The sequence below is a fragment of the Streptomyces sp. NRRL F-5123 genome, from assembly GCF_000721495.1.
Taxonomy (GTDB): domain Bacteria; phylum Actinomycetota; class Actinomycetes; order Streptomycetales; family Streptomycetaceae; genus Actinacidiphila.
In genome coordinates, this window is the sequence record NZ_JOHY01000059.1 from 1 (window position 1) to 26,118 (window position 26,118).

The 26,118-nt window shown below is 74.0% G+C and carries 23 protein-coding genes and 1 riboswitch; of the genes, 11 read left to right on the forward strand and 12 right to left on the reverse strand.

The annotated features are described in order from the left end of the window. Positions 1 to 419 precede the first annotated feature (419 nt). From IH54_RS0132240 to IH54_RS0132250, 3 genes are all read right to left on the reverse strand, one after another. Positions 420 to 845 carry a DUF3040 domain-containing protein gene (locus IH54_RS0132240; RefSeq protein ID WP_031523773.1) on the reverse strand — a complete coding sequence of 142 codons (426 nt, stop codon included), beginning with the start codon at positions 843 to 845 and terminating at the stop codon, positions 420 to 422. 266 nt (positions 846 to 1,111) lie between these two features. After that, a complete protein-coding gene (locus tag IH54_RS0132245; RefSeq protein WP_031523774.1) occupies positions 1,112 to 1,882 on the reverse strand; it encodes a methyltransferase in 771 nt (256 codons plus the stop codon). A 121-nt stretch (positions 1,883 to 2,003) separates the two neighbouring features. Next, complete coding sequence (locus IH54_RS0132250) at positions 2,004 to 2,486, reverse strand: SAV_6107 family HEPN domain-containing protein (protein WP_420711814.1); 483 nt, start codon at positions 2,484 to 2,486, stop codon at positions 2,004 to 2,006. Between the two features lie 166 nt (positions 2,487 to 2,652). On the opposite strand from IH54_RS0132250, the gene IH54_RS0132255 reads away from it, so the two are divergent. The 4 genes from IH54_RS0132255 (at position 2,653) to IH54_RS0132270 (ending at position 8,303) form a co-directional block, all read left to right on the forward strand. Then, positions 2,653 to 3,279, forward strand: coding sequence for a TetR/AcrR family transcriptional regulator (locus IH54_RS0132255; RefSeq protein WP_031523776.1), 627 nt, complete (start codon positions 2,653 to 2,655; stop codon positions 3,277 to 3,279). Positions 3,280 to 3,659: 380 nt separating this feature from the next. Continuing rightward, on the forward strand, positions 3,660 to 4,265 hold the full coding sequence (locus tag IH54_RS0132260) for a DUF4126 domain-containing protein (RefSeq protein ID WP_031523778.1): 606 nt from the start codon (positions 3,660 to 3,662) through the stop codon (positions 4,263 to 4,265). A 28-nt stretch (positions 4,266 to 4,293) separates the two neighbouring features. Next, positions 4,294 to 5,820, forward strand: coding sequence for a phytoene desaturase family protein (locus tag IH54_RS0132265; RefSeq protein WP_031523780.1), 1,527 nt, complete (start codon positions 4,294 to 4,296; stop codon positions 5,818 to 5,820). A 209-nt stretch (positions 5,821 to 6,029) separates the two neighbouring features. Further along, positions 6,030 to 8,303 (forward strand): terpene synthase family protein, encoded by a 2,274-nt coding sequence (locus tag IH54_RS0132270; protein WP_031523782.1) that lies wholly within the window; start codon positions 6,030 to 6,032, stop codon positions 8,301 to 8,303. 9 nt (positions 8,304 to 8,312) lie between these two features. Here IH54_RS0132270 and IH54_RS0132275 read toward each other — a convergent pair whose 3' ends face one another. From IH54_RS0132275 to IH54_RS0132295, 5 genes are all read right to left on the reverse strand, one after another. Further along, the gene (locus tag IH54_RS0132275; RefSeq protein WP_031523784.1) at positions 8,313 to 9,290 is read right to left on the reverse strand and encodes a hypothetical protein; all 978 of its coding nucleotides are present in this window, start codon (positions 9,288 to 9,290) and stop codon (positions 8,313 to 8,315) included. Positions 9,291 to 9,329: 39 nt separating this feature from the next. Further along, the gene (gene metF, locus IH54_RS0132280; protein ID WP_031523787.1) at positions 9,330 to 10,247 is read right to left on the reverse strand and encodes a methylenetetrahydrofolate reductase [NAD(P)H]; all 918 of its coding nucleotides are present in this window, start codon (positions 10,245 to 10,247) and stop codon (positions 9,330 to 9,332) included. 131 nt (positions 10,248 to 10,378) lie between these two features. Continuing rightward, entirely contained in the window at positions 10,379 to 11,041 is a 663-nt protein-coding gene (gene thiE / locus IH54_RS0132285; protein ID WP_031523789.1) for a thiamine phosphate synthase, read from the reverse strand. Positions 11,042 to 11,086: 45 nt separating this feature from the next. After that, positions 11,087 to 11,461: an Rv2175c family DNA-binding protein gene (locus IH54_RS0132290; protein WP_031523791.1), complete on the reverse strand. Its 375-nt coding sequence runs from the start codon at positions 11,459 to 11,461 to the stop codon at positions 11,087 to 11,089. A gap of 77 nt (positions 11,462 to 11,538) precedes the next feature. Further along, a complete protein-coding gene (locus IH54_RS0132295; protein WP_031523793.1) occupies positions 11,539 to 12,744 on the reverse strand; it encodes an NAD(P)/FAD-dependent oxidoreductase in 1,206 nt (401 codons plus the stop codon). Positions 12,745 to 13,293: 549 nt separating this feature from the next. After that, positions 13,294 to 13,404: riboswitch (TPP riboswitch) on the forward strand. Here IH54_RS0132295 and thiO point away from each other — a divergent pair. The 4 genes from thiO to pknB all read left to right on the forward strand — a co-directional run bounded on the left by thiO (position 13,401) and on the right by pknB (position 17,888). Further along, complete coding sequence (thiO, locus tag IH54_RS0132300) at positions 13,401 to 14,576, forward strand: glycine oxidase ThiO (protein WP_043182935.1); 1,176 nt, start codon at positions 13,401 to 13,403, stop codon at positions 14,574 to 14,576. It overlaps the preceding riboswitch by 4 nt. Next, positions 14,573 to 14,806: a sulfur carrier protein ThiS gene (gene thiS, locus IH54_RS0132305; protein ID WP_031523797.1), complete on the forward strand. Its 234-nt coding sequence runs from the start codon at positions 14,573 to 14,575 to the stop codon at positions 14,804 to 14,806. Before thiO ends, thiS begins: the two co-directional genes overlap by 4 nt. Before the next feature lie 3 nt (positions 14,807 to 14,809). After that, complete coding sequence (locus tag IH54_RS0132310) at positions 14,810 to 15,631, forward strand: thiazole synthase (RefSeq protein ID WP_031523800.1); 822 nt, start codon at positions 14,810 to 14,812, stop codon at positions 15,629 to 15,631. A 229-nt stretch (positions 15,632 to 15,860) separates the two neighbouring features. Next, positions 15,861 to 17,888, forward strand: a complete 2,028-nt coding sequence (gene pknB / locus IH54_RS0132315) for a Stk1 family PASTA domain-containing Ser/Thr kinase (protein ID WP_031523802.1) — start codon at positions 15,861 to 15,863, stop codon at positions 17,886 to 17,888. A gap of 41 nt (positions 17,889 to 17,929) precedes the next feature. On the opposite strand, the gene IH54_RS0132320 is transcribed toward pknB, so the two are convergent. Continuing rightward, on the reverse strand, positions 17,930 to 18,544 hold the full coding sequence (locus IH54_RS0132320) for a sulfite oxidase-like oxidoreductase (RefSeq protein WP_031523804.1): 615 nt from the start codon (positions 18,542 to 18,544) through the stop codon (positions 17,930 to 17,932). Between the two features lie 168 nt (positions 18,545 to 18,712). Here IH54_RS0132320 and bfr point away from each other — a divergent pair, with 168 nt between their 5' ends. Continuing rightward, complete coding sequence (gene bfr, locus IH54_RS0132325; protein ID WP_031523805.1) at positions 18,713 to 19,192, forward strand: bacterioferritin; 480 nt, start codon at positions 18,713 to 18,715, stop codon at positions 19,190 to 19,192. Here bfr and IH54_RS0132330 read toward each other — a convergent pair. Then, entirely contained in the window at positions 19,173 to 19,448 is a 276-nt protein-coding gene (locus tag IH54_RS0132330) for a (2Fe-2S)-binding protein (RefSeq protein WP_078862692.1), read from the reverse strand. The two genes, bfr and IH54_RS0132330, sit on opposite strands and share 20 nt — an antisense overlap. Before the next feature lie 119 nt (positions 19,449 to 19,567). Further along, on the reverse strand, positions 19,568 to 20,917 hold the full coding sequence (locus tag IH54_RS0132335; RefSeq protein ID WP_031523807.1) for a class II 3-deoxy-7-phosphoheptulonate synthase: 1,350 nt from the start codon (positions 20,915 to 20,917) through the stop codon (positions 19,568 to 19,570). A gap of 193 nt (positions 20,918 to 21,110) precedes the next feature. Between IH54_RS0132335 and IH54_RS0132340 the strand changes: the two genes are divergently transcribed. Continuing rightward, a complete protein-coding gene (locus IH54_RS0132340) occupies positions 21,111 to 23,288 on the forward strand; it encodes an N-acetylmuramoyl-L-alanine amidase (RefSeq protein WP_234344122.1) in 2,178 nt (725 codons plus the stop codon). Between the two features lie 189 nt (positions 23,289 to 23,477). Continuing rightward, complete coding sequence (locus tag IH54_RS0132345) at positions 23,478 to 25,409, forward strand: anthranilate synthase family protein (RefSeq protein ID WP_052398122.1); 1,932 nt, start codon at positions 23,478 to 23,480, stop codon at positions 25,407 to 25,409. A 10-nt stretch (positions 25,410 to 25,419) separates the two neighbouring features. Here the strand turns inward: IH54_RS0132345 and IH54_RS0132350 are convergent, their stop codons facing one another. Next, the gene (locus tag IH54_RS0132350; RefSeq protein WP_052398123.1) at positions 25,420 to 26,061 is read right to left on the reverse strand and encodes a uridine kinase family protein; all 642 of its coding nucleotides are present in this window, start codon (positions 26,059 to 26,061) and stop codon (positions 25,420 to 25,422) included. Positions 26,062 to 26,118: the final 57 nt, after the last annotated feature.

The window sequence follows — 26,118 nt, forward strand, 5'->3', positions numbered from 1 at the left end:
CGCGCGGAGTGAGCGCCGACGCTGCCGCGCGGGGTGAGCGTCTTGCGCTCCGCGCGGAGTGAGCGCCGACGCTGCCGCGCGGGGTGAGCGTTTTTAGGGGCGCGGGGAACTGCGCGAGCAACCCACCACCGACCGGTGGTCCGGTACGGACCGTACTGCCCCTTCGGGTCGGTGACGACCCGCGGCGCCGTGGTGGCTGGTCGCGCAGCCTCCCCGCGCCCCTGAAAAACGCTCACCCCGCGCGGAGCGCCGGCGCTCGCCCGGCGCGGCACGCGCAGCCTCCCCGCGCCCCGGAAAACGCCCACCCCGCGCGGCAGCGCAAAACGCTCACCCGGCGGCGCCGGAGACGGCCCCACCCAGCAGCAAGCCCCGCCGGGCCATGCGGGCCCGGCGGGGCGGAAGTCAGCTCAGCGGGGGGCTTAACGCCCGCCCTGCTGTTCGTCGCGGCGGCGCTGCCACCGCTCCTCGATGCGGTCCATGACCGTTCCCCGACGGGGCTGGCGCGGCTCACGGCGCCCGAGGCGGCCGCGACGGCCGCCGGGGCCGAGCGGCGGAGGGGGCTGGTCCAGCGGCTTGCCCGCCTTGCGCCAGCCGGTCACCGCGAGCACCGCGAAGACCAGCATCACGACGAAGCCCGCGACACCGAGCACGGTCAGCTTGGCGATCATGCCGCCGATGAGCAGCGCTACACCGGCCAGGAAGCCCACGACAGACAGATACACACGGCGCCGGGTGAAGGTGCGCAGCCCGGTACCCTCAAGCGCCGACGCGAACTTGGGATCTTCGGCGTAGAGCGCTCGCTCCATCTGCTCGAGCATGCGCTGCTCGTGCTCCGAGAGCGGCACGGAGACCTCCTCTTCGACGGCCGCGGAAGCGACCGGTCCGACCCTTTCAGGATAGGCAGGGAATCGCCCCCGTGACACCCGCCCCTGTGCGCCAACCCGACGGGTCCTTCATTCCCCGTCCGCTGCCGCGTCATGCCAGCATACGGTGAGGAAACGCGCCATGGGCGGGGCTGTGACCGACTCTCCGTGTGCCGTCCCGCACGCGGTGGCGGCCCGGGGGGCGCGGGGCCGCCGGGCGGTGGCCCCGCGCGGCGGCCGGGCGGCGGTCAGGGGCGCTCGGCGAGGACGTGCAGCTGTGTCGCGACGGCGTGGAAGCCGGGGTCCTCGGCCGCGGCGAGCTCCAGCCGCAGCAGGGCCTCGACGGCGCCCGGCTCGGTGTCGACGAGCACGCCGGGCACGAGGTCGGCGAAGATCCGCACGCCGTGCACGGAGGCGGTGCGCAGCCCGGCGTCGGCGACCAGCCGGTTCAGCTCCTGGGCGGTGAAGCGGCGGGGCAGCGAGTCCCCGTCGCCCCAGCGGCCGTCCGGGTCGCCCAGGGCGTGCTGCGCCTCGGCGAAGTGTCCGGCGAGCGCCCTGGCCAGGACGGCGCCGCCGCGGCCCGCGGCGAGCAGGCTGAGCGCGCCGCCGGGGCGCAGCGCGCCGGCGACGTGGCGTACGCCCTCGGCCGGGTCGTCGACGTATTCGAGCACGCCGTGGCACAGAACCATGTCGTAGCCGTCGGGGGTGACTACGTCCGGCAGGCCCTGGGCGTCGCCCTGCACACCGCTGACCCGGTCGGTGACGCCCGCTTCCGCCGCGCGCCGCTCCAGCGCGAACAGCGCGTCGGGGCTGGGGTCGACGACGGTGACGCGGTGGCCGAGGCGGGCCACCGGGACCGCGAAGTTGCCCGTGCCGCCGCCGGTGTCCAGGACGTCCAGGACGGGGCTGTCCGCGGCCTTCGCGCGCCGGTCGAGCGCCTCGCGCAGCACCTCCCAGACCACGGCGGTGCGCAGGGCGGCTCGGGGGCGCATCGGGTCCACCCCTGCTTGACGGGACATGGCGGACGGCTCCTTGCGGCGCGAGCGACGGTGGCGTGCGGAGGCCCAGGCGATGTGGCGGTCCAGGTCTGCGCACCCCACTGTAGGCCCTGCCCGCCGCCCGCTGCGGGCCGCGCGCCGGTCACTCCGCCAGGGGCACCACCGGGGCGCCGACGGGCGGGGCGGAACCGTCCAGCGCGGGGCGCAGCAGCAGCATGCGCTCCACCAGGCGCAGGAACATGGTCACGGCGCGGACCAGGTCGTCGGCCTCGCGGGGTCCGGCCGCGGTGGCTATGCCGGCCTCGGCCCGGGCCCTGCGGTCGGCGCCGGCGGCGAAGAGGGCGCTCCACTCGGCCAGCTCCGGGGCGATCTCCGGCAGCACCTCCCACACGCTGCGGATCCGGCGGCGGCGGCGCGGGGTCTCCTCGGGGCGCCCGCGGGCGGCGAGCACCGCGGCGGCGGTGCGCAGTGCGGCGAGATGGGCGGTGGCGTACCGCTCGTGGGGGGCGTCGAGCCCGGCGGCCTCGGTCAGGCCGAGGTGGGCCTGGGTGAGCAGATCGAGGGCGGCGGGCGATGCGGTGGCGCGACGCAGCACAGGGTGGACGTCGCTGACCGGAAGTGCCATGGCGAGCCTCACTTTCTCCGTACGTGTGTCCGTACGCCCCATAGTGGGGCCCACCACTGACAATGCGCGTTGACCTGCGGATTTCGCCGCCCGCGAGGCAATTACCAGGGGTGTTTCCGGCAAGATCACCCCACACCGCCCCTGCCGCTGCGGGCAGAATCGGGCCATGACCACCGCACGACGCCAGGCCACCCGCCGCAAGCTCTACGCGGCGGCCGTCACGCTCATCGCCGAACAGGGGTTCTCCGCCACGACCGTCGACGAGATCGCCGAGCGCGCCGGAGTGGCGAAGGGCACCGTCTACTACAACTTCGCGAGCAAGAACGACCTGTTCGAGGAGTTGCTGCGGGACGGCGTGGAGCGGCTGCGGGACGCGCTGCGGCAGGCGGCCGCGGCGGCGCGGGCGCGCGGCGGCAGCGGGGTGGACGCGCTGGACGCGATGATCCTGGCCGGGCTGACCTTCATCGTCCGCTACCCGTCCTTCACGCAGCTGTACGTGGCCGAGCTGTGGCGCACCAACCGGGCCTGGCAGGACACGCTGACGCTGGTGCGCACCGAGGCGGTGTCGGTCGTCGAGGAGGTGCTGGCCGCGGCGGTCGCGGACGGCGAGCTGAGCGACGAGATCGATGTGCCGCTCACGGCGTCCGCGCTGTTCGGCATGGTGCTGGTGGCGGCGCTGGACTGGCAGGCCTTCCAGCCCGAGCGCAGCGTCGAGGACGTGCACGCGGCGCTGTCGCGGCTGCTGCAGGGCCGGGTCGGCGGCGCGCTGGGCGGGCCGTCCCTCCGTACCTGAAGCCCGCGGGGCCGCCGCGCGACGGCCCCGTGGCGTCACGCGGCACACTGTCCCGGCCCGGTCCGATCCCCCCGGTGCGGACCGGGCCGGGGCAGCGCCCCCCATGACAACCCCCGTTGCCGGGCCGGCTCCCGTGCCTACCGCTGCCCCGTGTCGGCGGTGTGTCCGGGGTGCCTGCCCGCGCACCACTCTTCCGGTCCGCGCGGCCCGCGCCATCCGTACGGGTACTCATCCCGGCGCGTAGGTAGCCGTACTCAGGCCCGGCCGGGACGTGCCGCGGCCGGCCGGGCCCCGGTGCGGAGGGGGACTTTCCCGCCATCTCGGGCCGGCTCCGGCCAACTCCGGGCGGGCGGGCGGCCGGTCTGGCTACAGTCCCGGTCATGTCCGCACTTCCGCTGATCTTCACCAGCGGCTGGGCGAGCGGGATCAACGCGTACGCCGTCGTCCTGCTGCTCGGCCTGATGGGTGCCACCGGGGCCACCGACGAGGTGCCGCTGTCGCTGCAGCGCACCGATGTGCTGGTGGTCGCCGCCCTGCTGTTCCTGTGCGAGGCCGTGGCGGACAAGATCCCGTACCTCGACTCGGTGTGGGACGTGGTGCACACCGTGATCCGCCCGGTCGCGGGTGCGGTGGTGGCCGCGCTGCTCGCGGGGCACGACGGTTCGCTGTCGCAGGTCGCGGCGGCCGCGGTGGGCGGTTCGACGGCGCTGGTGACGCATCTGGTCAAGACCGGTACGCGGATGGCGGTCAACACCTCGCCGGAGCCGGTGAGCAACATCGTGCTGAGCCTCACCGAGGACCTGGGCGTGGCGGCCCTGGTGGTCCTCGCGCTCTTCCACCCGGTGGCGGCGGCGCTCGTCGCGGGCGCCGTCCTGGCCGCGGGCATCGCCGCGGTGGTCTTCCTCTTCTCGCGCATCCGGCGCTTCTGGCGGCGCCGCAAGGAGCTGCGCGCGGCCCGCGGCAACGGCACCCCGGCTCCCGCCTGACCCCGCGCCCGCCGCTACAGTCCGTGGCATGGCACGGATTGCGGTGATCGGCGCGGGTATGGCGTCGCTGGCGGCGGCGGCACGGCTGGCGGTCGGCGGCCACCGGGTGGTGGTGCTGGAGCGCACCGACGGGTACGGCGGCGCGGTGGGGCGGCTGGCGCGGGAGGGCTTCGCGTTCGACACCGGACCCGGCCTGCTGACCCTGCCCGCGGTCTACCGCGACCTGTTCGTCAAGACCGGCAAGGCCGCGCTGGAGGACGTCGTGGGCCTGGCCGAGGTGGATCCGGCGGCCCGTCATGTCTTCGCCGACGGCACGGAGGTGACGCTGCCGAACGCCTCGCGCTCCGGCACCGTCGCGGCGCTGGACGCCGCCTGCGGGCCCGGCAGCGGCGAGCGCTGGGCTGATCTGCTGGTCCGCGGCCGTGAGACGTGGGAGGTCATGCGCCGGCCGATGCTGGAGGAGGCGCTGCCGGCCGACACGCGGGGCTTCGCGCGCGACCCGTACCCGGTGGTCAGGCGCGGTTTCGGGCCGGGCCGGGGCAGGCCGTCGCTGGCCCGGGTCGCCGCCGCCGAACTGCGCGACCCGCGGCTGGTGGCGCTGCTGGAGAGCCATCTGCTGGCGCAGGGCGTCGACCCGCGCGAGGGCCCGGCCTCCGCGGCGGTGCTGCCGTACCTGGAGGCGACCTTCGGCGTCTGGTACGTCCGCGGGGGCGTGCGCGCGCTGGCCGACGCGGTGTACGAGCGCTGCCGCGAGCGGCGGGTGGAATTCCGCTTCGGCGCCTCCGTGGCCGGGCTGCTGGTCGCGGACGGGCGGGCGGCCGGGGTGCGGCTGGCCGACGGGAGCGAGGTGCCGGCCGACGTCGTGGTGGCCGGGGCGCCGCTGCCCGCGCTCGCCGCCGAGGCGGGCGGCAGCGCGGGCGCGCCGTGGCCCTTCACCGGGCCGCGCGGCGAGTCCGGGCGCTTCTCCGTCCACCTGGCGCTGCGCGGCTCGCGCCCGGAGGGCTGCGCGCACCGCACGGTGGTGCACGCGGCGGACCGGCGGGGCGCGCTGGACTGGCTCTTCGCCCGCCGCCCCGCGCCGCTGCCGCCGCGCGGCGGTGTGACGGTGACCGTGCTGCGGCCCGACGACCCGGCGACCCGGCCGGACGGCGGGCACGAGGCGGTGACGCTGACCGCGCCGGTGCCCGCGCACGGCACGCCGGGGGCGCCGCGGTCGGTGGACTGGAACGCGCCGGGGGCCGCGGACGGCTTCGCGGATCTCGTGGTGGCCGCCGCCGAGGCCGCCGTGCCGGGGCTGCGCGAGCGGGAGCTGTGGCGGGAGGTGCGCACCCCGGCGGACGTCGAGCGGGAGACCGGCGCGGCGGGCGGCGCGGTGCCGGGGCCGTCGCTGGCCGGGGCGGGCGGGACGCTGCTGCGGGCGGCGAACCGGGCGCCGCTGCGGGGCCTCTACGCGGTCGGCGGCTGGGCGCACCCGGGCGGCGGGTTGCCGCACGCGGGCATGTCGGCGGCGATCACCGCGGACCTGGTGGCGGGCGGTCCGGGCGGCAGCCGCTGAGCTGCGGCGGCACGGGCGGGTCCGGTACGGGTGCCCGCAGGGCGGCTGCCGACGGCGTGGCACATGACCGCCTTGCAAGATCGTTAATCGGGCGCCCGCCCGAATTCAACTGATCGAGGGGTTGTGGCCGCAGTCCCTCCCGGCGCACCGGGTCGATCACTTAGCGTGATCGCAGGCTCTGTGATCGCCGAGCGGAAGGCCCTTCCGACATGTCCCAGCCCTTCGAACTCCCGGATTTCTACGTCCCGTATCCGGCCCGCCTCAACCCCCATCTGGAGCGGGCGCGCACCCACACCAGGGAGTGGGCGCGCGGGATGGGCATGCTGGAGGGGTCCGGCATCTGGGAGGAGTCGGATCTCGACGCGCACGACTACGCGCTCCTGTGCGCCTACACCCATCCCGACGCCTCGGGGCCGGAGCTGGACCTGGTCACCGACTGGTACGTCTGGGTGTTCTTCTTCGACGACCACTTCCTGGACGTCTTCAAGCGCACGCAGGACATGGCGGGCGCGAAGGCCTATCTGGACCGGCTGCCGGATTTCATGCCGCTCGGCCCCGACGAGCAGATGCCGGAGCCCACCAACCAGGTGGAAGCGGGGCTCGCGGATCTGTGGGCGCGCACGGTGCCGGCGATGTCGCACGACTGGCGGCGGCGCTTCCGGCAGAGCACGCAGTATCTGCTGGAGGAGTCGCTGTGGGAGCTCGGCAACATCAGCGCGGGCCGGATCTCCAACCCCGTCGAGTACATCGAGATGCGCCGCAAGGTGGGCGGCGCGCCCTGGTCGGCGAATCTCGTCGAGCACGCGGCGGCGGCCGAGGTGCCCGCGGTGATCGCCGCGAGCCGCCCGCTGCGGGTGCTGCGCGACACCTTCGCCGACGGCGTCCACCTGCGCAACGACCTGTTCTCCTACCAGCGCGAGACCGAGCAGGAGGGTGAGCTGGCCAACGCGGTGCTGGTGCTGGAGCGTTTCCTCGGCATCGGCCCCCAGGAGGCCGCCGAGCTGGTCAACGACCTGCTGACGTCCCGCCTCCAGCAGTTCGAGCACACCGCCCTCACCGAGGTCGGGCCGCTCGCGGACCAGTACGGCCTGGGCCCCGCCGAGCGGCGGGACGTGCTGGCGTACGTCAAGGGCCTCCAGGACTGGCAGTCCGGCGGCCACGAGTGGCACATGCGCTCCAGCCGCTACATGAACGGCGCCGGGGAGGGCGCCGCGGGCGCCGTGAGCGGCACGGCCGCGGCCGGGGGGCTCGGCGGACCCACCGGGCTGGGCACGGCGGCAGGGGTGCTCGGCTCGCTCGCGGCGACGATGCCGCAGCGCCTGCGCTCCTTCAGCCACACCCCTTACCGGCCGGTGGGCCCGGTGGCGCCGCCGGACATCGCGATGCCCTTCCCGCTGCGGCTGAGCCCGCATCTGGACGCCTCCCGCGAGCACTGCGCGACGTGGTGCGAACGGATGGGCCTGCTGGGCCCGGAGCCCGGCGTCCCGGTACCGGGCGGGGTGTGGGACGCCGAGCAGCTCGCCGACTACGACCTCGCGCTGTGCGCCGCCGGCATCCATCCGGAGGCGACGGAGGAGGCGCTGGACCTGACGACCCAGTGGCTGGCCTGGGGCACGTACGCCGACGACTACTACGCCCAGGTCTTCGGCCGCGCCGGCGATCTGCTCGCCGCCCGGCTCACCACCGACCGGCTGCGGCTCTTCATGCCGCTGGACGCCGGCCTGGTGCCGCCGCCGCTCACCGCACTGGAACGCGGCCTGGCCGACCTGTGGCGCCGGACGGCGGCCCCGATGAGCCGCGAGGCCCGCTGCGCCTTCCGCACCGCGGTCGAGGCCATGACCGAGAGCTGGCTGTGGGAGCTGGCCAACCTGCGGCAGAACCGGATCCCCGACCCGGTCGACTACATCGAGATGCGCCGCGCGACCTTCGGCTCCGACCTGACGATGAGCCTGTCCCGGATCGGCCGCGGCACGACGCTCTCCCCCGAGGTCTGGCGCTCCCGGCCGGTCCGGGCCGTGGAGTCCGCGGCGGCCGACGTCGGATGCCTCGTCAACGACATGTTCTCGTACCGCAAGGAGATCGAGTTCGAGGGCGACATCCACAACGCGGTGCTGGTGGTGGAGAAGTTCCTGGACTGCGGGCCCGCGGAGGCGATGCGCGTGGTGGGCGCCCTGCTGGCCGCGCGGGTCGCGGAGTTCCAGTACGTCACCGAGACGCAGTTGCCCTCGCTCTACGAGGAGTTCCAGCTCGACCCGGCCGCCAGGAAAGCGCTCGACGGCCATGTGCAGGAGCTGCGGGACTGGATGGCCGGGGTGCTCAACTGGCACCGCGGATGCCTCCGCTACGACGAGGAATCGCTGCTGCGCCACTTCCCGGTGGCCGCCCCCGCGGCTCCCCCCGCGGCCCAGCCGTGGCGCGTCCCCGCCGGGCTCGGCACCGCGGCGGCCCGGCTGCCCGCGCTGCTGGGCCGCACGGGCCCGTAGCAGGCCGGCTCAGTAGCGGTAGGGGTCGTACGGGTCCGAGTGCTGCGGCTGGTAGGGAGGGGGCGGCGGCTGGTCGCCGTGGGGCTGCTGCTGGGGGATGTACGGCGGCTGCTCCGCTTGCGGGTACTGCTCCTGGTAGGGGTAGCCGTAGCCGTACGGGTCGGCGGGCGGCGGGGGCTGCGGGGTCCACTCGCCGGTGGTGTGCGGGAAGTCCCCGTAGTCGGCGGGCTGCTGCGGGTAGCCCTGCCCGTAGTCATGACCCTGCTGCTGCCCCGGGCCCTGGTCGTAGCCGTAGCCGCCGGGGCCGGGGGGCTGCTCGGGGTAGCCGTGCCGGTCGGCCGCGGCCTGGTCGCCGACCCAGCCGTAGCCGTCCGGGGTCGCGCCCTGGCCGTAGCCGTAGCCGTACGAGGCCGCCGCGGGCTCGGGCTGCGGGGGCGGCGCCCAGCCGGAGCCCGCGCCGGTGTCGTCGTAGCCGTAGCCCCGCGCCGCATAGGGGTCGGCGGTGTGGCCGGGCGGGTTGCCGTAGAGCGGGTACTCGCCGCTGTCCTCGTGCATCGGCATCGGCTGGTAGATGTCGTCGCGCGCGCTGCCGGGGTCGGCGATCTGCTCGGGCCCGCCCTCGACGGGCACCTGGCCGGTGTCGCCGAAGCCGTCCTCCTCGATCGGGCCGACCTGCAACGTGGGCCCACCGCTCGGCGCGGGACGGCCGCCGCGGAGCCGGTCGACCAGCGGGCCGCCCCGCAGCGCCCAGCCCGCGGCGAAGCCCCGCTTGTACGACAGGGTGACCTGCGCCTGCCCGATGCCGAACGCGATCGCGCCCGCCAGGATCAGCAGCGCCTCCCGCGTCGCGACCCCGGCGACGACCCCCATGAAGCCCGCGAAGGCCAGCGCCCGCCAGCGCAGCCGCGCCTTGTACTGGAGCAACACCTCGCCCAGCAGCCACAGCGCGACGATGCCGAACGCGATGTAGAGCACCGAGAAGCCCATGGGGCCCACTTCCTCACCCGGGAGCGCCCGCGGGCGTCGCTACGCCCGCTGGTGCAGTCCCAGATTCTCGTAGATCTCCAGCGATGCCGTGGAGTGGTTAAGAGTAATGAAGTGCAGCCCCGGGATGTCCTCGGCCATCAGCCGGCGGCACATCTCGGTGGCGAACTCGATGCCGATCGCCCGCACCGCCGCCGGGTCGTCCTGCACTGCGAGGATGCGCTCGGCCAGGTCGGGCGGGAAGGGCGCGTTGCCGAGCTGCGAGAAGCGCTCGATCTGCCGGACGTTGGTGACCGGCATGACCTCGGGGATGATCGGGGTACTGCACCCTGCGGCGTCGACCCGGTCGCGCAGCCGCAGGTAGGCGTCGGTGTCGAAGAACATCTGGGTGATGGCGAAATCCGCGCCCGCCCGGCACTTGTCGAGGAAGTGCCGGGTGTCGGCGGCCGGGTCGGTCGAGCGCGGGTGCATCTCGGTGAAGGCGGCGACGCCCACGCAGAAGTCGCCGGACTCCTTGATCAGCTGCACCAGCTCGGCCGCGTACGTCAGGCCCTGCGGGTGCGGGACCCACTCGCCCAGCGGGTCGCCGGGCGGGTCGCCGCGCACGGCGAGGATGTTGCGGATCCCGGCGTCGGCGTACTGCCCGATGATGTTGCGCAGTTCGGCGACCGAGTGGTTCACGGCCGTCAGGTGCGCGCAGGGGGTGAGCGTGGTGTCGGAGACGATCCGGTCGGTGGCGCGGACGGTGCCCTCGCGCGAGGAGCCGCCGGCGCCGTAGGTGACCGACACGAAGGTCGGCTGCACCGCCTCGATGCGCCGGATCGCGTTCCACAGCGTCCGCTCGCCCTTCTCCGTCTTGGGCGCGGTGAACTCGAAGGAGTACGAGCGGCGGCCGGACGCGAGCAGCTCACGGATGGTGATCGCTCGGTCCGTCCGCGTGGACGGGGTTCCCAGGGCCATGAATGCAGGCTAACCGCGGTCGGCGACCGAGCGTCACCAGAACGGTGAATATGTCCGCATACACCCCTTCCCCGTCCACCCTGTGGACAGCCCGCGTCGGCCCGCCGCCGACCGGCGGTGACCCACGGCGATCAGGCGCGCACGGCCGCCGCCAGCCCGCGGGCGGCCTCGTACGGGTCGGCGGCCCCGGTGATCGCCCGGACCACCACGATCCGCCGCGCGCCCGCCGCCAGCACCTCGCCGACGTTGTCCGCGTCGATGCCGCCGATCGCGAACCACGGCCGGTCCGTGCCGAGCCCCGCCGCATACCGCACCAGGTCCAGGCCGGGGGCCGGACGGCCCGGCTTGGTGGGCGTCGGCCACACCGGGCCCGTGCAGAAGTAGTCCGCGCCCGGCTGCACGGCCGCCGCGGCCGCCTCCGCCTCGGCATGGCACGAGCGGCCGATCAGCACGTCCTCACCCAGCAGGGCGCGCGCGGCGGGCACCGGCAGATCGCCCTGCCCCAGGTGCAGGACGTCCGCGCCCGCCGCGTGCGCCACGTCGGCCCGGTCGTTGACGGCGAGCAGCCGCCCGTGCCGCCGGCAGGCGTCCGCGAGGACCGCGAGCGCCGCCAGCTCCTCGCCGGCCTCGATGCCCTTCTGTCGCAGCTGGATCACGTCCACCCCGCCGGCCAGGGCCGCGTCGGCGAAATCCGCGAGGTCGCCGCGCTCCTGCCGCGCGTCGGTGCACAGATACAGCCGGGCCTCCGCCAACTGCTCGCGGGCGGCCCCGCTGCGTGCCTTGCTGCTGGTCATACGGGCGGCTCCCCGGGGGCGGGCGGCGAGCGGGGCGCCGCGGGCTTACACGGCGAGCGCCTGGGCGCGGCGCTTCACCTCGGTCCCGCGATTCTCCCGCAGCGCCTGCGCCGGGGTGCCGGGCAGGGTCTCATCGGCGGTGAAGAGCCACTCCAGGGCCTCCTCGTCGGAGAACCCGTCGTCCTTCAGGACGGTCAGCGTGCCGGGCAGTCCCTTGATGATCTTGCCCTCGCCGATGAAGGCGGAAGGCACCATCAGCACCTTGTTCTCCCCGCGGCGGACCGCGAGCAGTTGCCCCTCCTTGATGAGCGGGCGGATACGGGTGATGTCGAGCCCCAGCTGGTCGGCGACCTCGGGGAGGGTGAGCCAATCGGGGACGAGCGCGTCGATATGTGCGTCAACTGACGAGAAAACAGTCACGGGACAAGCCTGCCACCTGCCGCCGACAAGCGCTGCGGGGCGGCGCCGTCCGAGCACCCGGACATGGGCCGTTCCGCCTACCGCGCCGCCGACGACAGCGGCACCGCCGGGTCGGCGGCCAGCGCCGGGTCCACCGACGCCGAGCGGCCGATCAGCTTGCGGGCCTGCGCCAGATCCCGCGGCCGCCCCACCGCGAGCACCGCCGCGAGCCGCTCCCCGCGCAGCCAGCACGCCGACCACGCGTCCGTCGTCGGATCTCCGCGCAGCAGCAGCGTGTCGGCGTCGGCGTGGTGCCCGGCGTACTGCACGAATCGCCCGAACTGCTCCGACCAGAAGTACGGCACCGGGTCGTACACCTCGTCGCCGCCCAGCACGTTCGCCGCGGCCGTACGCGGGCCCTGCAGGGCGTTGTCCCAGTGGTGGACCAGCAGCCGCTCGCCGAACCGGCCCGACGGGAAGGACGCGCAGTCGCCCACCGCGAAGACATGGGGCGCGGTCGTCCGCAGCCGGTCGTCGGCCACGACCGCCCCGTCCGCACCGAGCTCGACCCCCGCCCCGGCCAGCCAGCCCGTCGCCGGACGCGCCCCGATCCCCACCACCACGGCCTCCGCCGGAATCCGGCCGCCGTCCGCGAGCACCACCGCGCCGGGCTCCAGCTGCGCCACCGGGGTGCCCGTCCGCAGCTCCACCCCCGCCTCGTCGTACCAGGCCCGCATGTGCGCGGTCACAACCGCGGGCAGCACGCCCGCGAGCGGCCGGTCCGCCGCCTCCACGACCGTCACCGCGCAGCCCGCCTGCCGCGCAGCCGTCGCGAACTCCGCGCCGATCCACCCGGCGCCCACGACCACCACGTCCTGCTTCGCGTCCAGCACGGGCCGCAGCGCCGCCGCGTCGTCCAGCGTGCGCAGCAGGTGCACGCCGGGCAGCCCCGTCGTCCCCGGCAGCGCCACCGGATACGCCCCCGTGGCCACCACGAGCCGGTCGTACGGGACCGCGCCCGCGTCCGTCACCACCTCGCGCTCCCCCACCCGCAGCGCCTGCGCCCGCACCCCCAGCCGCAGCTCCACCTTCAGGGCGTCGAAGTCCACGTCGAACCTGACGTCACCCCCCGCCGGGCCGCCCAGCAGCACCGCCTTCGACAGCGGCGGCCGGTCGTACGGGGCGTGCGGTTCGTCGCCGATCAGCGTGATCTCGTCCGCCGAGCCCATTTCCCTGAGGGCCACGGCAGTCTGCACGCCGGCCATGCCGGCTCCGACGATGACGATTCTCCGGCTGTCGCTCACTCCCTCACGGTAGCGCTCCCCGGTATGTCGGGGGGTGTGTCCGCCCCTTCGCCACGGGCTGCCCCGTGAGGTGCTTTGTGCGACCTTCCGCGCACTGTGGCTGGTCGCGCAGTTCTCCCCAGAGCTTCGCCTGGGAGGTACCCCCACGCGCCCCTGAAAAACGAGTGCCGCCCCCCGTGACAGCAACCTCCACCGGCCGGCAGCCGCCGACGAGACGCGCGAGGGGCACGATCACCCCACCCCACCGGCGGGGCAGCCGCCGACGAGACCTGGGAGGGGGACGATCCGGGGGTGCCCCCGCAGGAATGCGCACCGATTCCCCGTCACGCTCGGGGAAAGGTCGGACGCGCATTCCGAGGAGGCACCCCCGGAGTGGCCCCCGGCCCACCCGCCGAAGCAAGGGCGCGATGCCGCGCCGGGTGACAACAGGGGCGCGGGGCTGCATCTGATGTGCGGCCGGCGCCGCGTGGGCGCGACCGGCCCCCACGGCGGGAAGATCGCGACGCCCACCGCAAGAGGCAGAACGGAGCGAGGGATAGGGTGAAGCCGAAGTGGACTCGCGGGAGCCCGGCGGACCGGGCTGAGAGGGCGGCTGATCGCCGCCGACCGTAGGAACCTGATCCGGGTCATTCCGGCGAAGGGAGGAGCTGACGTCCATGCGGACGCACCCCGACGTACTGATCATCGGCGGCGGCATCATCGGCCTCGCCACCGCCTGGCGCGCAGCACAACGCGGCCTGCGCACGGCGGTCGCCGACCCCGCACCCGGCGGCGGAGCCGCCCACGTCGCGGCGGGCATGCTCGCCGCCGTCACGGAGCTGCAGTACGGCGAGCAGGCCCTGCTCGACCTGAACCTCGCCTCCGCCGCCCGCTACGCGGACTTCGCCGCGGAGCTGAGCGAGGCGACGGGCCTGGACACCGGCTACCGCCCGTGCGGCACCCTCGCGGTGGCGCTGGACGCCGACGACCGCGCCCAGTTGCGCGACCTGCACGCCTTCCAGACCGCGCTGGGCCTGGACTCCCGCTGGCTGACCGGCCGCGAGTGCCGCCGCCTGGAGCCGATGCTCGCGCCCGGTGTGCGCGGCGGCCTGCGGGTGGACGGCGACCACCAGGTCGACCCGCGGCGGCTGGCTGCGGCGCTGCTGAGGGCGGCGGAGCTGGCGGGCGTGGAGTTCCTGCGGGCACGCGCCGCCCGGGTGGAGTCGGCGGCGGGCCGGGTGACCGGCGCGGTGCTGGCGGACGGCACGACGGTGTGCGCCGCCCAGACCGTACTGGCCGCGGGCAGCGAGAGCGGCCGGATCGACGGCATACCGCCGGAGCTGCTGCCGCCCGTGCGTCCGGTGAAGGGCCAGATCCTGCGGCTGCGGATCCCGGCCTCGCACGCGCCGTTCCTGTCGCGTACGGTCCGCGCCGTGGTCCGCGGCAGCCATGTGTACCTGGTGCCGCGCGACAACGGCGAGCTGGTGCTCGGCGCGACGAGCGAGGAGTTCGGCTGGGACACCACGGTGACCGCGGGCGGGGTCTACGAACTCCTGCGGGACGCGCACGAGCTGGTGCCCGGCATCACCGAACTGCCGCTCACCGAGACGCTCGCGGGCCTGCGCCCCGGCTCGCCGGACAACGCCCCGCTGCTGGGCCGTACGGCACTGGACGGGCTGCTGTTCGCGACCGGCCACCACCGCAACGGCGTGCTGCTCACACCGGTCACCGGCGACGCGATGGCCGCGGTGCTGACCTCGGCGGACGGCGAACTCCCGGCGTACGCGGCGGCGTTCGGGGCGCAGCGGTTCGCCGCCCGGGAGTCGCGGACGTACCAGGAGCTGAGCGTATGAACGCCACGCGTACGCCGGGCGGCGCGCGGATCACCGTGCACGTCAACGGGCGGGCCCGCGAACTGGCCGCCCCCGTCGCCCTCGACGCACTGGTCGCGGAGCTGACGACCGCGCCCTCGGGGGTGGCCGCCGCCCTCAACGAGACGGTCGTCCCGCGGACCCGCTGGTCCGCGACCCCGCTGTCCGACGGTGACCGCGTCGAGGTGCTGACCGCGGTCCAGGGAGGCTGACCCATGACGACGACGGCGCCTAATGCCGAGACGGCGGCCGACCCGCTGCTGATCGGCGGGGTCGGGTTCGGCTCGCGGCTGATCATGGGAACGGGCGGAGCGCCCAGTCTCGACGTGCTGGAGCACGCGCTCGTCGCGTCGGGCACCGAGCTGACCACGGTGGCGATGCGCCGCCTCGATCCGACCACGCAGGGCTCCGTGCTGTCGGTGCTCTCCCGGCTCGGCATCCGCGTGCTGCCCAACACCGCGGGCTGCTTCACGGCGGGCGAGGCGGTGCTGACCGCGCGGCTGGCGCGGGAGGCGCTGGGCACGGACTGGATCAAACTCGAAGTCATCGCGGACGAGCGGACGTTGCTGCCGGATCCGGTCGAACTGCTGGACGCGGCGGAGGTGCTGGTCGACGACGGTTTCACGGTGCTGCCGTACACGAACGACGACCCGGTGCTGGCGCGGAAGCTGGAGGACGTCGGCTGCGCGGCGGTCATGCCGCTGGGCTCCCCCATCGGCTCGGGCCTGGGCATCCGCAATCCGCACAACTTCCGGCTGATCACGGAGCGCGCGGGTGTCCCCGTCATCCTGGACGCGGGCGCGGGCACGGCCTCCGACGTCGCCCTCGCGATGGAACTCGGCTGCGCGGCCGTGATGCTGGCCTCCGCGGTGACCCGGGCCCAGCACCCCGCGGTCATGGCCGAGGCGATGCGCCACGCGGTGACCGCCGGCCGCCTCGCCCACCGCGCGGGCCGCATCCCCCGCCGCCACCACGCCCTGGCCTCCTCCCCGACGGAGGGCGTCGCCGACTTCGACCCGGAGCGACCGGCGTTCTGAGCCGACACCCCCCGCCGGACGGAGTCCGGCGCAGCGAGCGGGCCGAAGCCGGCGCAGCGGCCCGCGAGGGGCGCGTCAGGAAGGTTCCGTGCGGCCGCGAAGAACCGCGTCAAGAGGAACCGGGCCCACCGCTCCAATGGTTACGGTTTGGCGGCGTTCGCCACGGCATCGCCACAGTGCCGCGGCGAACGGGGACCGGCGTCGTACCCGGCTCGTAGAATCGGGCGTCGTGGACACCACCGTGCAGGATCCGCTGGTCGGGCAGACGCTGGACGGGCGTTACCGGGTCGAGGCCCGGATCGCCGTCGGCGGGATGGCCACGGTCTACCGCGCCCTGGACACCCGGCTCGACCGGGTGCTGGCGCTGAAGGTCATGCACCCGGGGCTGGCCGCGGACGGCGGCTTCGTGGAGCGGTTCATCCGCGAGGCGAAGGCCGTGGCGCGGCTGTCGCACCCGAATGTCGTGGGCGTCTTCGACCAGGGCACGGACGGCACGTACGTGTACCTGGCCATGGAGTACGTCGCGGGCTGCACGCTGCGGGACGTGCTGCGCGAGCGCGGCGCGCTCACCCCGCGGGCGGCACTGGACGTGCTGGAGCCGGTGCTCGCGGCGCTGGGGGCGGCGCACCGCGCCGGGCTCGTGCACCGCGACGCCAAGCCGGAGAACGTCCTGATCGGTGACGCAGGCCGGGTCAAGGTCGCCGACTTCGGCCTGGTCAGGGGGGTGGACGCGCAGACGAGCAGTTCGGGCGCGCTGCTCGGCACGGTGTCGTACCTGGCGCCCGAGCAGATCGGCCACGGCCAGGTGGACGAGCGGACGGACGTGTACGCGTGCGGCGTGATGCTGTACGAGATGCTGACCGGCGCGAAGCCGTACGAGGGCGACACCGCGATGGAGGTGATCGTCCGGCGGCTCAACGAGGATGTGCCGCCGCCCTCCGCCGTCCTGCCAGGACTTGCGCCGCAGCTGGACGCGCTGGTGGCCAGGGCCACGAGCCGCGACCCGGAGGGCCGCCCGGCGGACGCGGTGGCACTGCTCGCGGAGGTGCGGGCGGTGCGCGCGGGGCTGACGGGCGACGAGCTGGACCACCGCGCGGCCCCCGCGGAGGCGCCTGAGGCCGCACCGGTGGGCGCGGAGGACCCGACGAGCGTCGTGCACCCGCTGGCGGCGCTCGCGATGCCGGCCCCTCCCGCGCAGCCCGGCCGGGAGGACGACGCGCAGGACGACGAGCTGCACCGTACGACCCGGCTGCTGCCGCGGCGCCCCGCGGACGAGGAGCCGTACAGCATCGACGACACGCCCGCGGCCCCGCCGCCCGGTCCCGGTCGGCCCGGTGGTCCCGGCAGGCGGGGGCGGGCGGGGCGCGGCCCGGCCTGGCGGGGCCGGCGCGGGGTGCTGGCGGTCCTGGCGGCGCTGCTCGTGGTACTCGGGGTCGCGGGCGGCGTCTGGTACATCAACGACGGGCAGTTCACGCACGTCCCGGGCGTGCTGGCGCTGCCGCAGGCCGAGGCGCAGCACAAGCTGAGCGCCGCGGGCCTGGACACCGAGGTGCGCAAGGACTATTCGCTCACCGTGCCGCGCGGCAGCGTGATCTCCACCGATCCGGCGCCCGGCAAGCGCATCCGCAGCAACGGCACGGTGACGCTGACCGTCTCGGAGGGCCCGCGCCAGGTGAAGGTGCCGGACGTGTCCGGGCGCACGCTCGCCGACGCGCAGCAGCAGCTCAAGGACGCGGGGCTGGTGCCGGGCACGGTGGGGAAGTCGTTCAACGACTCGGTGCCGCAGGGCTCGGTCATCGTGACGGACCCGCCCGCGGGCCGGGAGGTCGCGCCGGGCACACCGATCGCCTTCACGATCTCCCGCGGCTCTCCCGTGGACGTACCGGACGTGATCGGCAAGTCGGTCACCGAGGCGCAGCAGACGCTGCAGGACGCGGGCTTCCAGGTGGTGCTGTCGCCGGACAAGGCGTTCTCGGACGAAGCGGACGAGGACACCGTCGCCGTGGAGACCCCGGACCGCGACACCCAGGCGGCCAGGGGGGACACCGTGACGATCACGGTGTCCAAGGGCCAGCAGCTCTTCCCGGTGCCGGACGTCAAGGGCCAGAAGCAGGACGAGGCGGAGAAGACCCTCGAGGCGGCGGGCTTCGAGGTGCGGGTGATCAACCTGTTCTTCGGGGACACCGTCTTCAGCGAGTCCCCGGACGGCGGCAGCCAGGCCCCGAAGGGCGCCACGGTCACCCTCTGGGTGCGGTAGGCGGACGGAAGGGGCGGGGGCGGGACTCTCGAAACAGGGCCCTAGAGTTCGGGCCCGTCGCCCGGCTCCTCCTGGTAGGAGTAGCGCTGTTCCTGCCAGGGGTCGCCGAGGTTGTGGTAGCCGCGCTCCTCCCAGAAACCGCGGCGGTCGGCCGTCATGTACTCGATACCGCGGACCCACTTGGGGCCCTTCCACGCGTAGAGCCGGGGGACGACGAGCCGGACGGGGAATCCGTGTTCCGCGGTGAGGGGCTCACCGCCCTTGTGGGTGGCGAATATCGCCTGCTCGTCGAGGAAGTCCTCGATGCGCAGGTTGGAGCTGAATCCGTATTCGGCCCACACCATCACATGGGTGACGTCATCGGCGGGCGGGGCGAGCTTCACGACGGTGGAGGTGGCCACGCCGCCCCATTCGATGCCGAGCATCGAGAATTTCGTGACGCAGTGGAAGTCGGCGACAACGGTGTCATAGGGAAGCGCGGAGAACTCCGGGTGTTTCCAGGACGTCGTGCCGCCGTCCGCGGTCGCACCGAAGACGCGGAACTCCCAGCGGTCCGGTTTGAACCGCGGAACCGGACCGTAGTGGGTGACGGGCCAGCCCCGCTGGATCCGCTGGCCCGGCGGCAGCTCCCCCGCGCGACGCTCGTACCGACCCATGCCTCCATGGTGACAGACCCGGCCCGGTGCTCGTGACCAGGTGCCGGGCGGCCGAACGGCAGGGACAAAACGGCCACAGAACGTAAGCGTGCACTTACTGGAACAGATGACCGCACAATGCAAGGATGCGCGCAACCCACTTGTCCGAACGGGAAGGACGGCGCTGCCATGCAGGGCGACCCCGAGGTCATCGAGTTCCTCAATGAACAGCTGACCGCCGAGCTGACCGCGATCAACCAGTATTTCCTGCACGCGAAGATGCAGGAGAACTTCGGCTGGGTGAAGCTCGCGAAGCACACCAGGGCGGAGTCCTTCGACGAGATGCGGCACGCCGAGATCCTCACCGACCGGATCATTTTCCTGGAGGGGCTGCCGAACTACCAGCGGCTCTTCCATGTCCGGGTCGGGCAGACGGTCACCGAGATGTTCGAGGCGGACAAGCAGGTGGAGGTCGAGGCGATCGACCGGCTGCGGCGCGGGGTCGAGCTGATGCACGCGAAGGGCGACTACACGTCCAAGAACATCTTCGAGTCGATCCTGTCCGACGAGGAGGACCACATCGACTATCTGGACACCCAGCTGGAGCTGATCGAGAAGCTCGGCGAGGCGCTCTACCTCGCGCAGGTGATCAAGCAGCCAGACGCCTGAGCGGCGCCGGGGTCCCGGGAGCCTCCGGGGCTTCCGCCACCTGCGGCACGGCCTGCCGCGGCTCCAGCCGGCCCCGGGTCACGCAGCCGTCACCGCGGCCCAGCAGGGCCTGGATGCGCTTGACGCAGGACCCGCAGTCGGTGCCGGCCTTGCACGCGGAGGCTATCTGCCGCGGGGTGCAGCGGCCGTCGGCGGCGTGCTGCTTGACCTGGCCTTCGGTGATGCCGAAGCAGGAGCAGACGTACACGCGATTCACCGCCGATCAGGGTCCCGAGGAGCTGAGGTAACCCTTACCTTACCGGTCGCTCCCGGCGGAGAAAAGCGACAAGGGGCACGGATCCGTGTGATCCGCGCCCCTTCTCGACAGCCGGGCGGTTACTGCCCGCGGTACATCTCCGCCACGAGGAACGCCAGGTCGAGCGACTGGCTGCGGTTGAGCCGCGGGTCGCACGCCGTCTCGTAGCGCTGGTGCAGGTCGTCGACGAAGATCTCGTCCCCGCCGCCGACGCACTCGGTCACGTCGTCGCCGGTCAGCTCGACGTGGATGCCGCCGGGGTGGGTGCCGAGGCCGTGGTGGACCTCGAAGAAGCCCTTGACCTCGTCGAGCACGTCGTCGAAGCGCCGGGTCTTGTGGCCGGAGGCCGCCTCGAAGGTGTTGCCGTGCATCGGGTCGCAGATCCAGGCGACCTGCGCGCCGGTCGCGGAGACCTTCTCGACCAGCTCCGGCAGCTTGTCGCGGACCTTGTCGGCGCCCATCCGCACGATGAAGGTCAGCCGGCCCGGCTCGCGGTCGGGGTCGAGCCGCTCGATGTACGTGAGCGCCTCCGCCGGAGTGGTGCCGGGGCCGAGCTTGACGCCGAGCGGGTTGCTGATCTTCGAGGCGAACTCGATGTGCGCGCCGTCCAGCTGCCGGGTGCGCTCGCCGATCCACACCATGTGGCCGGAGACGTCGTAGAGGCGGCCGGTGCGCGAGTCGGTGCGGGTCAGCGCCGTCTCGTAGTCCAGCAGCAGTGCCTCGTGCGAGGAGAAGAACTCGACGGTGCGGAATTCGGCCGGGTCGATGCCGCACGCGGCCATGAAGCTGAGCGCGTTGTCGATCTCGCGGGCGAGCGCCTCGTAGCGCTGGCCGGACGGCGAGGACTTCACGAAGTCCTGGTTCCAGGCGTGCACCTGGCGCAGGTCGGCGTAGCCGCCGGTGGTGAAGGCGCGTACCAGGTTCAGCGTGGACGCCGAGGCGTGGTACATCCGCTTGAGCCGCTCGGGGTCCGGGGTGCGGGACTCGGGAGTGAACTCGAAGCCGTTGACGGAGTCGCCGCGGTAGACGGGCAGCGTCACGCCGTCGCGGGTCTCGGTCGGCTTGGAGCGCGGCTTGCTGTACTGCCCGGCGATCCGGCCGACCTTGACGACCGGCACCGACGCGGCGTACGTGAGCACGGCTCCCATCTGGAGCAGCGTCTTGAGCTTGTTGCGGATCTGGTCGGCGCCGACCCCGTCGAAGGCCTCGGCGCAGTCCCCGCCCTGGAGGAGGAACGCCTCGCCCCGGGCGACAGCGCCGAGCCGGGAGCGCAGCTGGTCGCACTCCCCGGCGAAGACGAGCGGCGGATACGAGGCGAGCTCGGCGATCACGTCGCGCAGAGCCTCGGAGTCGGGCCACTCGGGCTGCTGCGCCGCGGGAAGAGCATGCCAGGTGTTGGCCCCGGCGTGGATGTCTGCGTTCACGGTCACAGGCACCACAGTACGGGGTCGTGTCGACTGGATTTCCGCCCGCTCAGTGGGTGAGACATGCCGTCCCGCGAACAGCGCGGAAACGGACGTACCGGCTGATACCGTCATCCCGTTTCCGACCCGCAGACGCCCGGCGCGGGCTCCTCGGCAAGGCGCTCCCCACCGTACGCGGGAAGACCGAGAGGGCAGCAGGTTGACCAGAACACACCGCAGACGCACGTCGTGGGTCGGTTACGGGTCGGGCGCGCTCGCGCTCGCCACCGTGGCCGCGTACGGCACCCTCGCCTTCGCGGCGCCGTCGTACGGCAGCGCCGGCGGCGCCGCGGCCGGCCGGGCACCGGCCTCGCTGCAGGCGGACTTCGCCGCCGCCGCGGAGGAGTTCCACGTCCCGCAGAGCGTCCTGATGGCCGTCTCCTACCGCATGACGCTGTGGGAGTCGCACCAGGGCCTGCCGAGCACGACCGGCAACTACAACGTGATGGGTCTGACCCAGGTCACGGCCGCCGACCTCGCGCAGCCGTCGGACGCCGACCGGCTGGCGCACCTGGACCGGAGCGGCGACCCGGCGGTCTCCCGGCACTTCAGCGCCTCCCGGGCGCTGCGTGCCGACCCGGCCGCGGTCGACCCCTCCGCGGCGGCGCTGCACACGCTGGACGCGGCCGCGAAGCTCGTCGGGGTCCCGGCCGCCGAGGTGCGCTCCGACCCGCGGCAGAGCGTCCGGGCCGGTGCGGCGCTGCTGGCGTCGTACGAGAAGGCCGCGGCGGGCGCGCTGCCGGCCGACCCGGGCCGGTGGTGGGCGGCCGTCGCACGGTACAGCCAGTCGCCGGACAGGGGCGGCGCCGCGCAGTTCGTGCGGCGCGTCTTCGACACGGTGCGCTCGGGCGCCGGCCGGGTCACCGCGGACGGGCAGCAGGTCGTGCTCACCGCCCTCCCGCAGGTGCGGCCCGTGGAGCCCGCGGTGGTGCCGCTCGCCCCCGCCCCACCCGGCACCGCCCCGGCCGGCACGACCCCGGCGGCGACCCCCGCCCCGGAGTGCCCGTCCACGCTGGCCTGCAACTTCGTCCCCGCCGCCTACGCCAAGGCGGGCTCGGCGGCGGACGACTTCGGCAACTACAACGTGTCGAGCCGCCCGTCCAACGGCGAGGACGTCCGCTATGTCGTCATCCACGACATGGAGGGCACCTTCCAGGGCAGCATCGACGAGTTCGAGGACCCCTCGGCCTACGCCAGCGCCCACTACCTGGTCGCCGACGACGGCCGGGTCACGCAGATGGTGCAGCTCAAGGACGAGGCGTGGCACTCGGCGAACAAGACCGTGAACATGCACTCGGTCGGCGTGGAGCACGAGGGCTACGCGATCAGGAACGGCGACTGGTTCACCGAGCAGGAGTACGACTCCTCGGCCGCCCTGGTGAATTTCCTGGCCCGGAAATTCGGCATCCCGCTGGACCGCGAGCACATCATCGGCCACGACGAGGTGCCCGGCGTGCTCGACGCGAAGGTCAAGGCCCAGCACTGGGACCCGGGCCCGTTCTGGGACTGGAACCACTACATGACGCTGCTGGGCGCCCCCGACGGCTCGGGCGGCGCGGGCGGCCTGCCGCAGGTGGGCCAACTGGTCCGCGTCGTCCCACCGTTCACGGCCGACAACGAGCCGAAGCTCACCAGCGGCGGCGCCGCGGTGCCCGCGCACCCGGCGAACTTCGTCTACCTCTACGAGACCCCCGCGACCACCGGCGCGCTGCCCACCGACCCCTACCTCGGCAGCGTGACGTGGAGCGAGGGCTCGAACTGGGCGGACAAGGTCCGGGCGGGCGGCGCGTACGTCGTCGCCGACGTGCAGGGCGACTGGACGGCGATCTGGTACCAGGACCGGAAGCTGTGGTTCCACAACCCCGGCGGGCAGTACACGGCGGTGCTGCCGCCCACCCCGGTCGTCACACCGAGGTCCGGCACCGTCGCGGTCTACGGCCGGGCCTACCCGGAGGACGCCGCCTACACGGGCACCGGCGTCCCCGTCCAGGACGACAACTCGACCCCGCTGACCAAGTACGAGATCACCGCCGGCCAGGCGTACGCGCAGGCGGGCCCGGAGGAGGCGGGCGACTACTGGTACGCGGGGACGTACGCGGGCACCGCGGCCGGTGACCGGACGCTGGTGGCGGGGACGGACCTCTTCTACCCGATCCGCTACAACCACCGCATCGCGTGGGTGCGCGCCTCCGACGTCACCCTCACCACGAGCGTCGGCCCCGCCACCGGTTCCGCCACCGGTTCCGCCACCGGTTCCGCCGCCGGTTCCGCCGCCGACGTCGGCCGGCGGATCCAGGACGCGCTCGCCCCGCTGACGGGAGGGGCGCCGGTGCGCTAGGGTCTGGCCCATGAACGCGTTTCAGACGGCCCCGACGTCCCGCCAGTCCTGGTGGTGGACCGCTTCTCCGGCGGCCCAGCTGAATCACGCGTAGGCAAGCACTTCGCGAAGGCCGCCCGCAGGGGCGGCCTTCGGCGTATCTCCGGCCGGTCGCCGCCCCTCCTCCCCGTCAAGGAAGGACCACCGACCGTGCCGCACACCCCTGAGAGCCCTGCCGCCGCCGCGCTCGTCGCGCGTCTGCTCACCCCCGGCCACCCGCCGTTCGCCCTGCTGCACCGCCGGACGCCGGGGCGCCCCGAGGACGTCGTGGAGGTGCTGACCGGGCCCGTCACCACGGTCGCCGCGCTCGCCGACATCCCGCTGCCGGGCGGGAGCCCGGAGGGCGGTGCCCGTACCGACGCGCTCGCGCTCGTGCCCTTCCGGCAGATCCGCGAGCGCGGCTTCGACGTCCGCGACGACGGCACCCCGCTGGCCGTGCTGCTCCCCGACGCCACGTACGAGCTGCCGCTCGCCGAACTGCTGGAGGCGCTGCCCGACACCCCCGTCGAGGTGGCCGGCGGTGCCTTCGACACCTCCGACGAGGACTACGCGGCCATCGTGCGGCGGGTCATCGAGGACGAGATCGGCCGCGGCGAGGGCGCCAACTTCGTGATCCGCCGCACCTTCCGCGGCCGCGTCCCCGGCTACGGCCCGGCCGCCGCGCTGGCCCTCTTCGCCCGGCTGCTGCGCGGCGAGCGCGGCGCCTACTGGACGTACGTCGTGCACACCCCGGAGCGCACCCTCGTCGGCGCGAGCCCCGAGGTGCACGTGCGGATGTCCGGCCACACCGTCGTGATGAACCCGATCAGCGGCACCTACCGCTACCCCGCGCAGGGCCCCAGCTCCCAGGGACTGCTGGACTTCCTCGCCGACCCCAAGGAGGCCGAGGAGCTGACGATGGTCGTCGACGAGGAGCTCAAGATGATGTGCACCGTCTGCGACCTGGGCGGGGTCGTGGTCGGCCCGCGGCTGAAGGAGATGGCGCACCTCGCGCACACCGAGTACGAGCTGCGCGGGCGCTCCACCATGGACGTGCGCGACGTGCTGCGCGAGACGATGTTCGCCGCGACCGTGACCGGCTCGCCGGTGCAGAACGCCTGCCGGGTCATCGAGCGCCACGAGGAGGACGGCCGCGGCTACTACGCCGGGGCGCTCGCCCTCGTCGGCCGGGACGCGGGCGGCGCGCAGACGCTGGACTCCCCCATCCTCATCCGCACCGCCGACATCTCCCCCGCGGGCGAGCTGCGGGTGCCGGTCGGGGCGACGCTGGTGCGGCACTCCCGCCCGGAGGCGGAGGTCGCCGAGACGCACGCCAAGGCGGCCGGCGTGCTCACCGCGCTGGGCGTGCGCCCGGCCCCCGCCGGTACGCCGGACGCGCCCCGGCCGCGGCTGGCCGACGACATCCGGGTACGGGCCGCGCTGGACTCCCGCCGGGCGCACCTGGCGCCGTTCTGGCTGCGGATGCAGGAGCGGCACCCCGAGCCCGCCGCGCACGCGCTGGTCGTCGACGCCGAGGACACCTTCACCTCGATGCTGGCCCACCTGCTGCGCTCGACGGGCCACGCGGTGACCGTGCGCCGCTACGACGAGCCGGGCCTGCGGGAGGCGGCCCTCGCGCACCCGGGCCCGGTCGTGCTCGGCCCCGGGCCCGGCGACCCGGCCGACACCGCCGACCCCAAGATGCGCTTCCTGCGCGCGCTGACCGCCGAGCTGGTGCGCGACCACCCGCACGGGCTGCTCGGGGTGTGCCTGGGCCACGAGCTGCTCGCCGCCGAGCTGGGCCTGGACCTGGTGCGCAAGGACGAGCCCTTCCAGGGCGCGCAGCTCACCGTGGACCTCTTCGGGCGCCGCGAGACGGTCGGCTTCTACAACTCCTTCACCGCGCGCTGCGACGCCACCACGGCCGAGGAACTGGCGATGCACCGCGTGGAGCTGAGCCGCGACCCGGCGACGGGCGACGTCCACGCGATGCGCGGGCCGGGCTTCGCCGGGGTGCAGTTCCACCCGGAGTCGGTGCTGACGCTCAATGGCGTGGAGATCGCCGCCGGGCTGCTCGCGGGGGTGCTGGCGCCGGTGCGGTGAACGGCCGCCGTCAAGCCGTCTCCCGGTAGCAGCTGGCGTCCACGGCCGAGTCGGCGAGCACCGGCTCGGCCAGCACCGGGCCGATGAGGGTCAGCACCTCGGCGATCATCGCGTACTCGTCGCCGGTGCCGTCCACCACCAGGTCGGCGAGCATGCGGGACGGCGCCACGTGCGCGTGGTGCCGCTCCCGGCCGGTGGTCAGGTAGTTGAGCAGCGACACCCGGGGGTCCTGCCGCTGGACCTCGATCTTGCGGAGGATCTTCCGGGCCAGCCGGATGTCGTCGGGCGTGTCCACGTAGACACGCCAGGCGGCCCGGGCGGACACCGCGGGCAGCGTGAGCGCGAACAGGCCCTCGACCACGAGCAGGCGGTACCGCCCGGACCCGGCGGCGGTGTCGAGGGCGGCCGTGACCGCGTCCTCGTCGATGGACCCCGGATGGTTCCAGTCCAGGGTCTCCGCGCCGGTGGCGCTGCGTGTCCGGACACCGCGCAGCGGATCGTGCGCGGGAACGTAGAAGTCGTCGAGATGGATCAGGCCGACGCTGTCGGGGTGGTGCCGCGCCAACGCTTCGGCAAGGGTGGACTTGCCGGATGCGGTGCCGCCTGCGACCGCCAGTACGGGCGTCATGAGCCCGCTCGCCACACCCGTCATACCGGGCGCTCCTCAAGTGCTCAAAGGGGGGAACGAAGCGGCCGGACTAGCCGGGTG

Excerpts from the sequence above, each read along its gene's own strand:
- IH54_RS0132245 (WP_031523774.1), bottom strand. The coding sequence starts at position 1,882 with ATGTCCCGTCAAGCAGGGGTGGACCCGATGCGCCCCCGAGCCGCCCTG.
- IH54_RS0132250 (WP_420711814.1), bottom strand. The coding sequence starts at position 2,486 with ATGGCACTTCCGGTCAGCGACGTCCACCCTGTGCTGCGTCGCGCCACC.
- IH54_RS0132255 (WP_031523776.1), top strand. The coding sequence starts at position 2,653 with ATGACCACCGCACGACGCCAGGCCACCCGCCGCAAGCTCTACGCGGCG.
- IH54_RS0132260 (WP_031523778.1), top strand. The coding sequence starts at position 3,660 with ATGTCCGCACTTCCGCTGATCTTCACCAGCGGCTGGGCGAGCGGGATC.
- IH54_RS0132265 (WP_031523780.1), top strand. The coding sequence starts at position 4,294 with ATGGCACGGATTGCGGTGATCGGCGCGGGTATGGCGTCGCTGGCGGCG.
- IH54_RS0132270 (WP_031523782.1), top strand. The coding sequence starts at position 6,030 with ATGTCCCAGCCCTTCGAACTCCCGGATTTCTACGTCCCGTATCCGGCC.
- IH54_RS0132275 (WP_031523784.1), bottom strand. The coding sequence starts at position 9,290 with ATGGGCTTCTCGGTGCTCTACATCGCGTTCGGCATCGTCGCGCTGTGG.
- metF (WP_031523787.1), bottom strand. The coding sequence starts at position 10,247 with ATGGCCCTGGGAACCCCGTCCACGCGGACGGACCGAGCGATCACCATC.
- thiE (WP_031523789.1), bottom strand. The coding sequence starts at position 11,041 with ATGACCAGCAGCAAGGCACGCAGCGGGGCCGCCCGCGAGCAGTTGGCG.
- thiO (WP_043182935.1), top strand. The coding sequence starts at position 13,401 with ATGCGGACGCACCCCGACGTACTGATCATCGGCGGCGGCATCATCGGC.
- thiS (WP_031523797.1), top strand. The coding sequence starts at position 14,573 with ATGAACGCCACGCGTACGCCGGGCGGCGCGCGGATCACCGTGCACGTC.
- IH54_RS0132310 (WP_031523800.1), top strand. The coding sequence starts at position 14,810 with ATGACGACGACGGCGCCTAATGCCGAGACGGCGGCCGACCCGCTGCTG.
- IH54_RS0132320 (WP_031523804.1), bottom strand. The coding sequence starts at position 18,544 with ATGGGTCGGTACGAGCGTCGCGCGGGGGAGCTGCCGCCGGGCCAGCGG.
- bfr (WP_031523805.1), top strand. The coding sequence starts at position 18,713 with ATGCAGGGCGACCCCGAGGTCATCGAGTTCCTCAATGAACAGCTGACC.
- IH54_RS0132350 (WP_052398123.1), bottom strand. The coding sequence starts at position 26,061 with ATGACGGGTGTGGCGAGCGGGCTCATGACGCCCGTACTGGCGGTCGCA.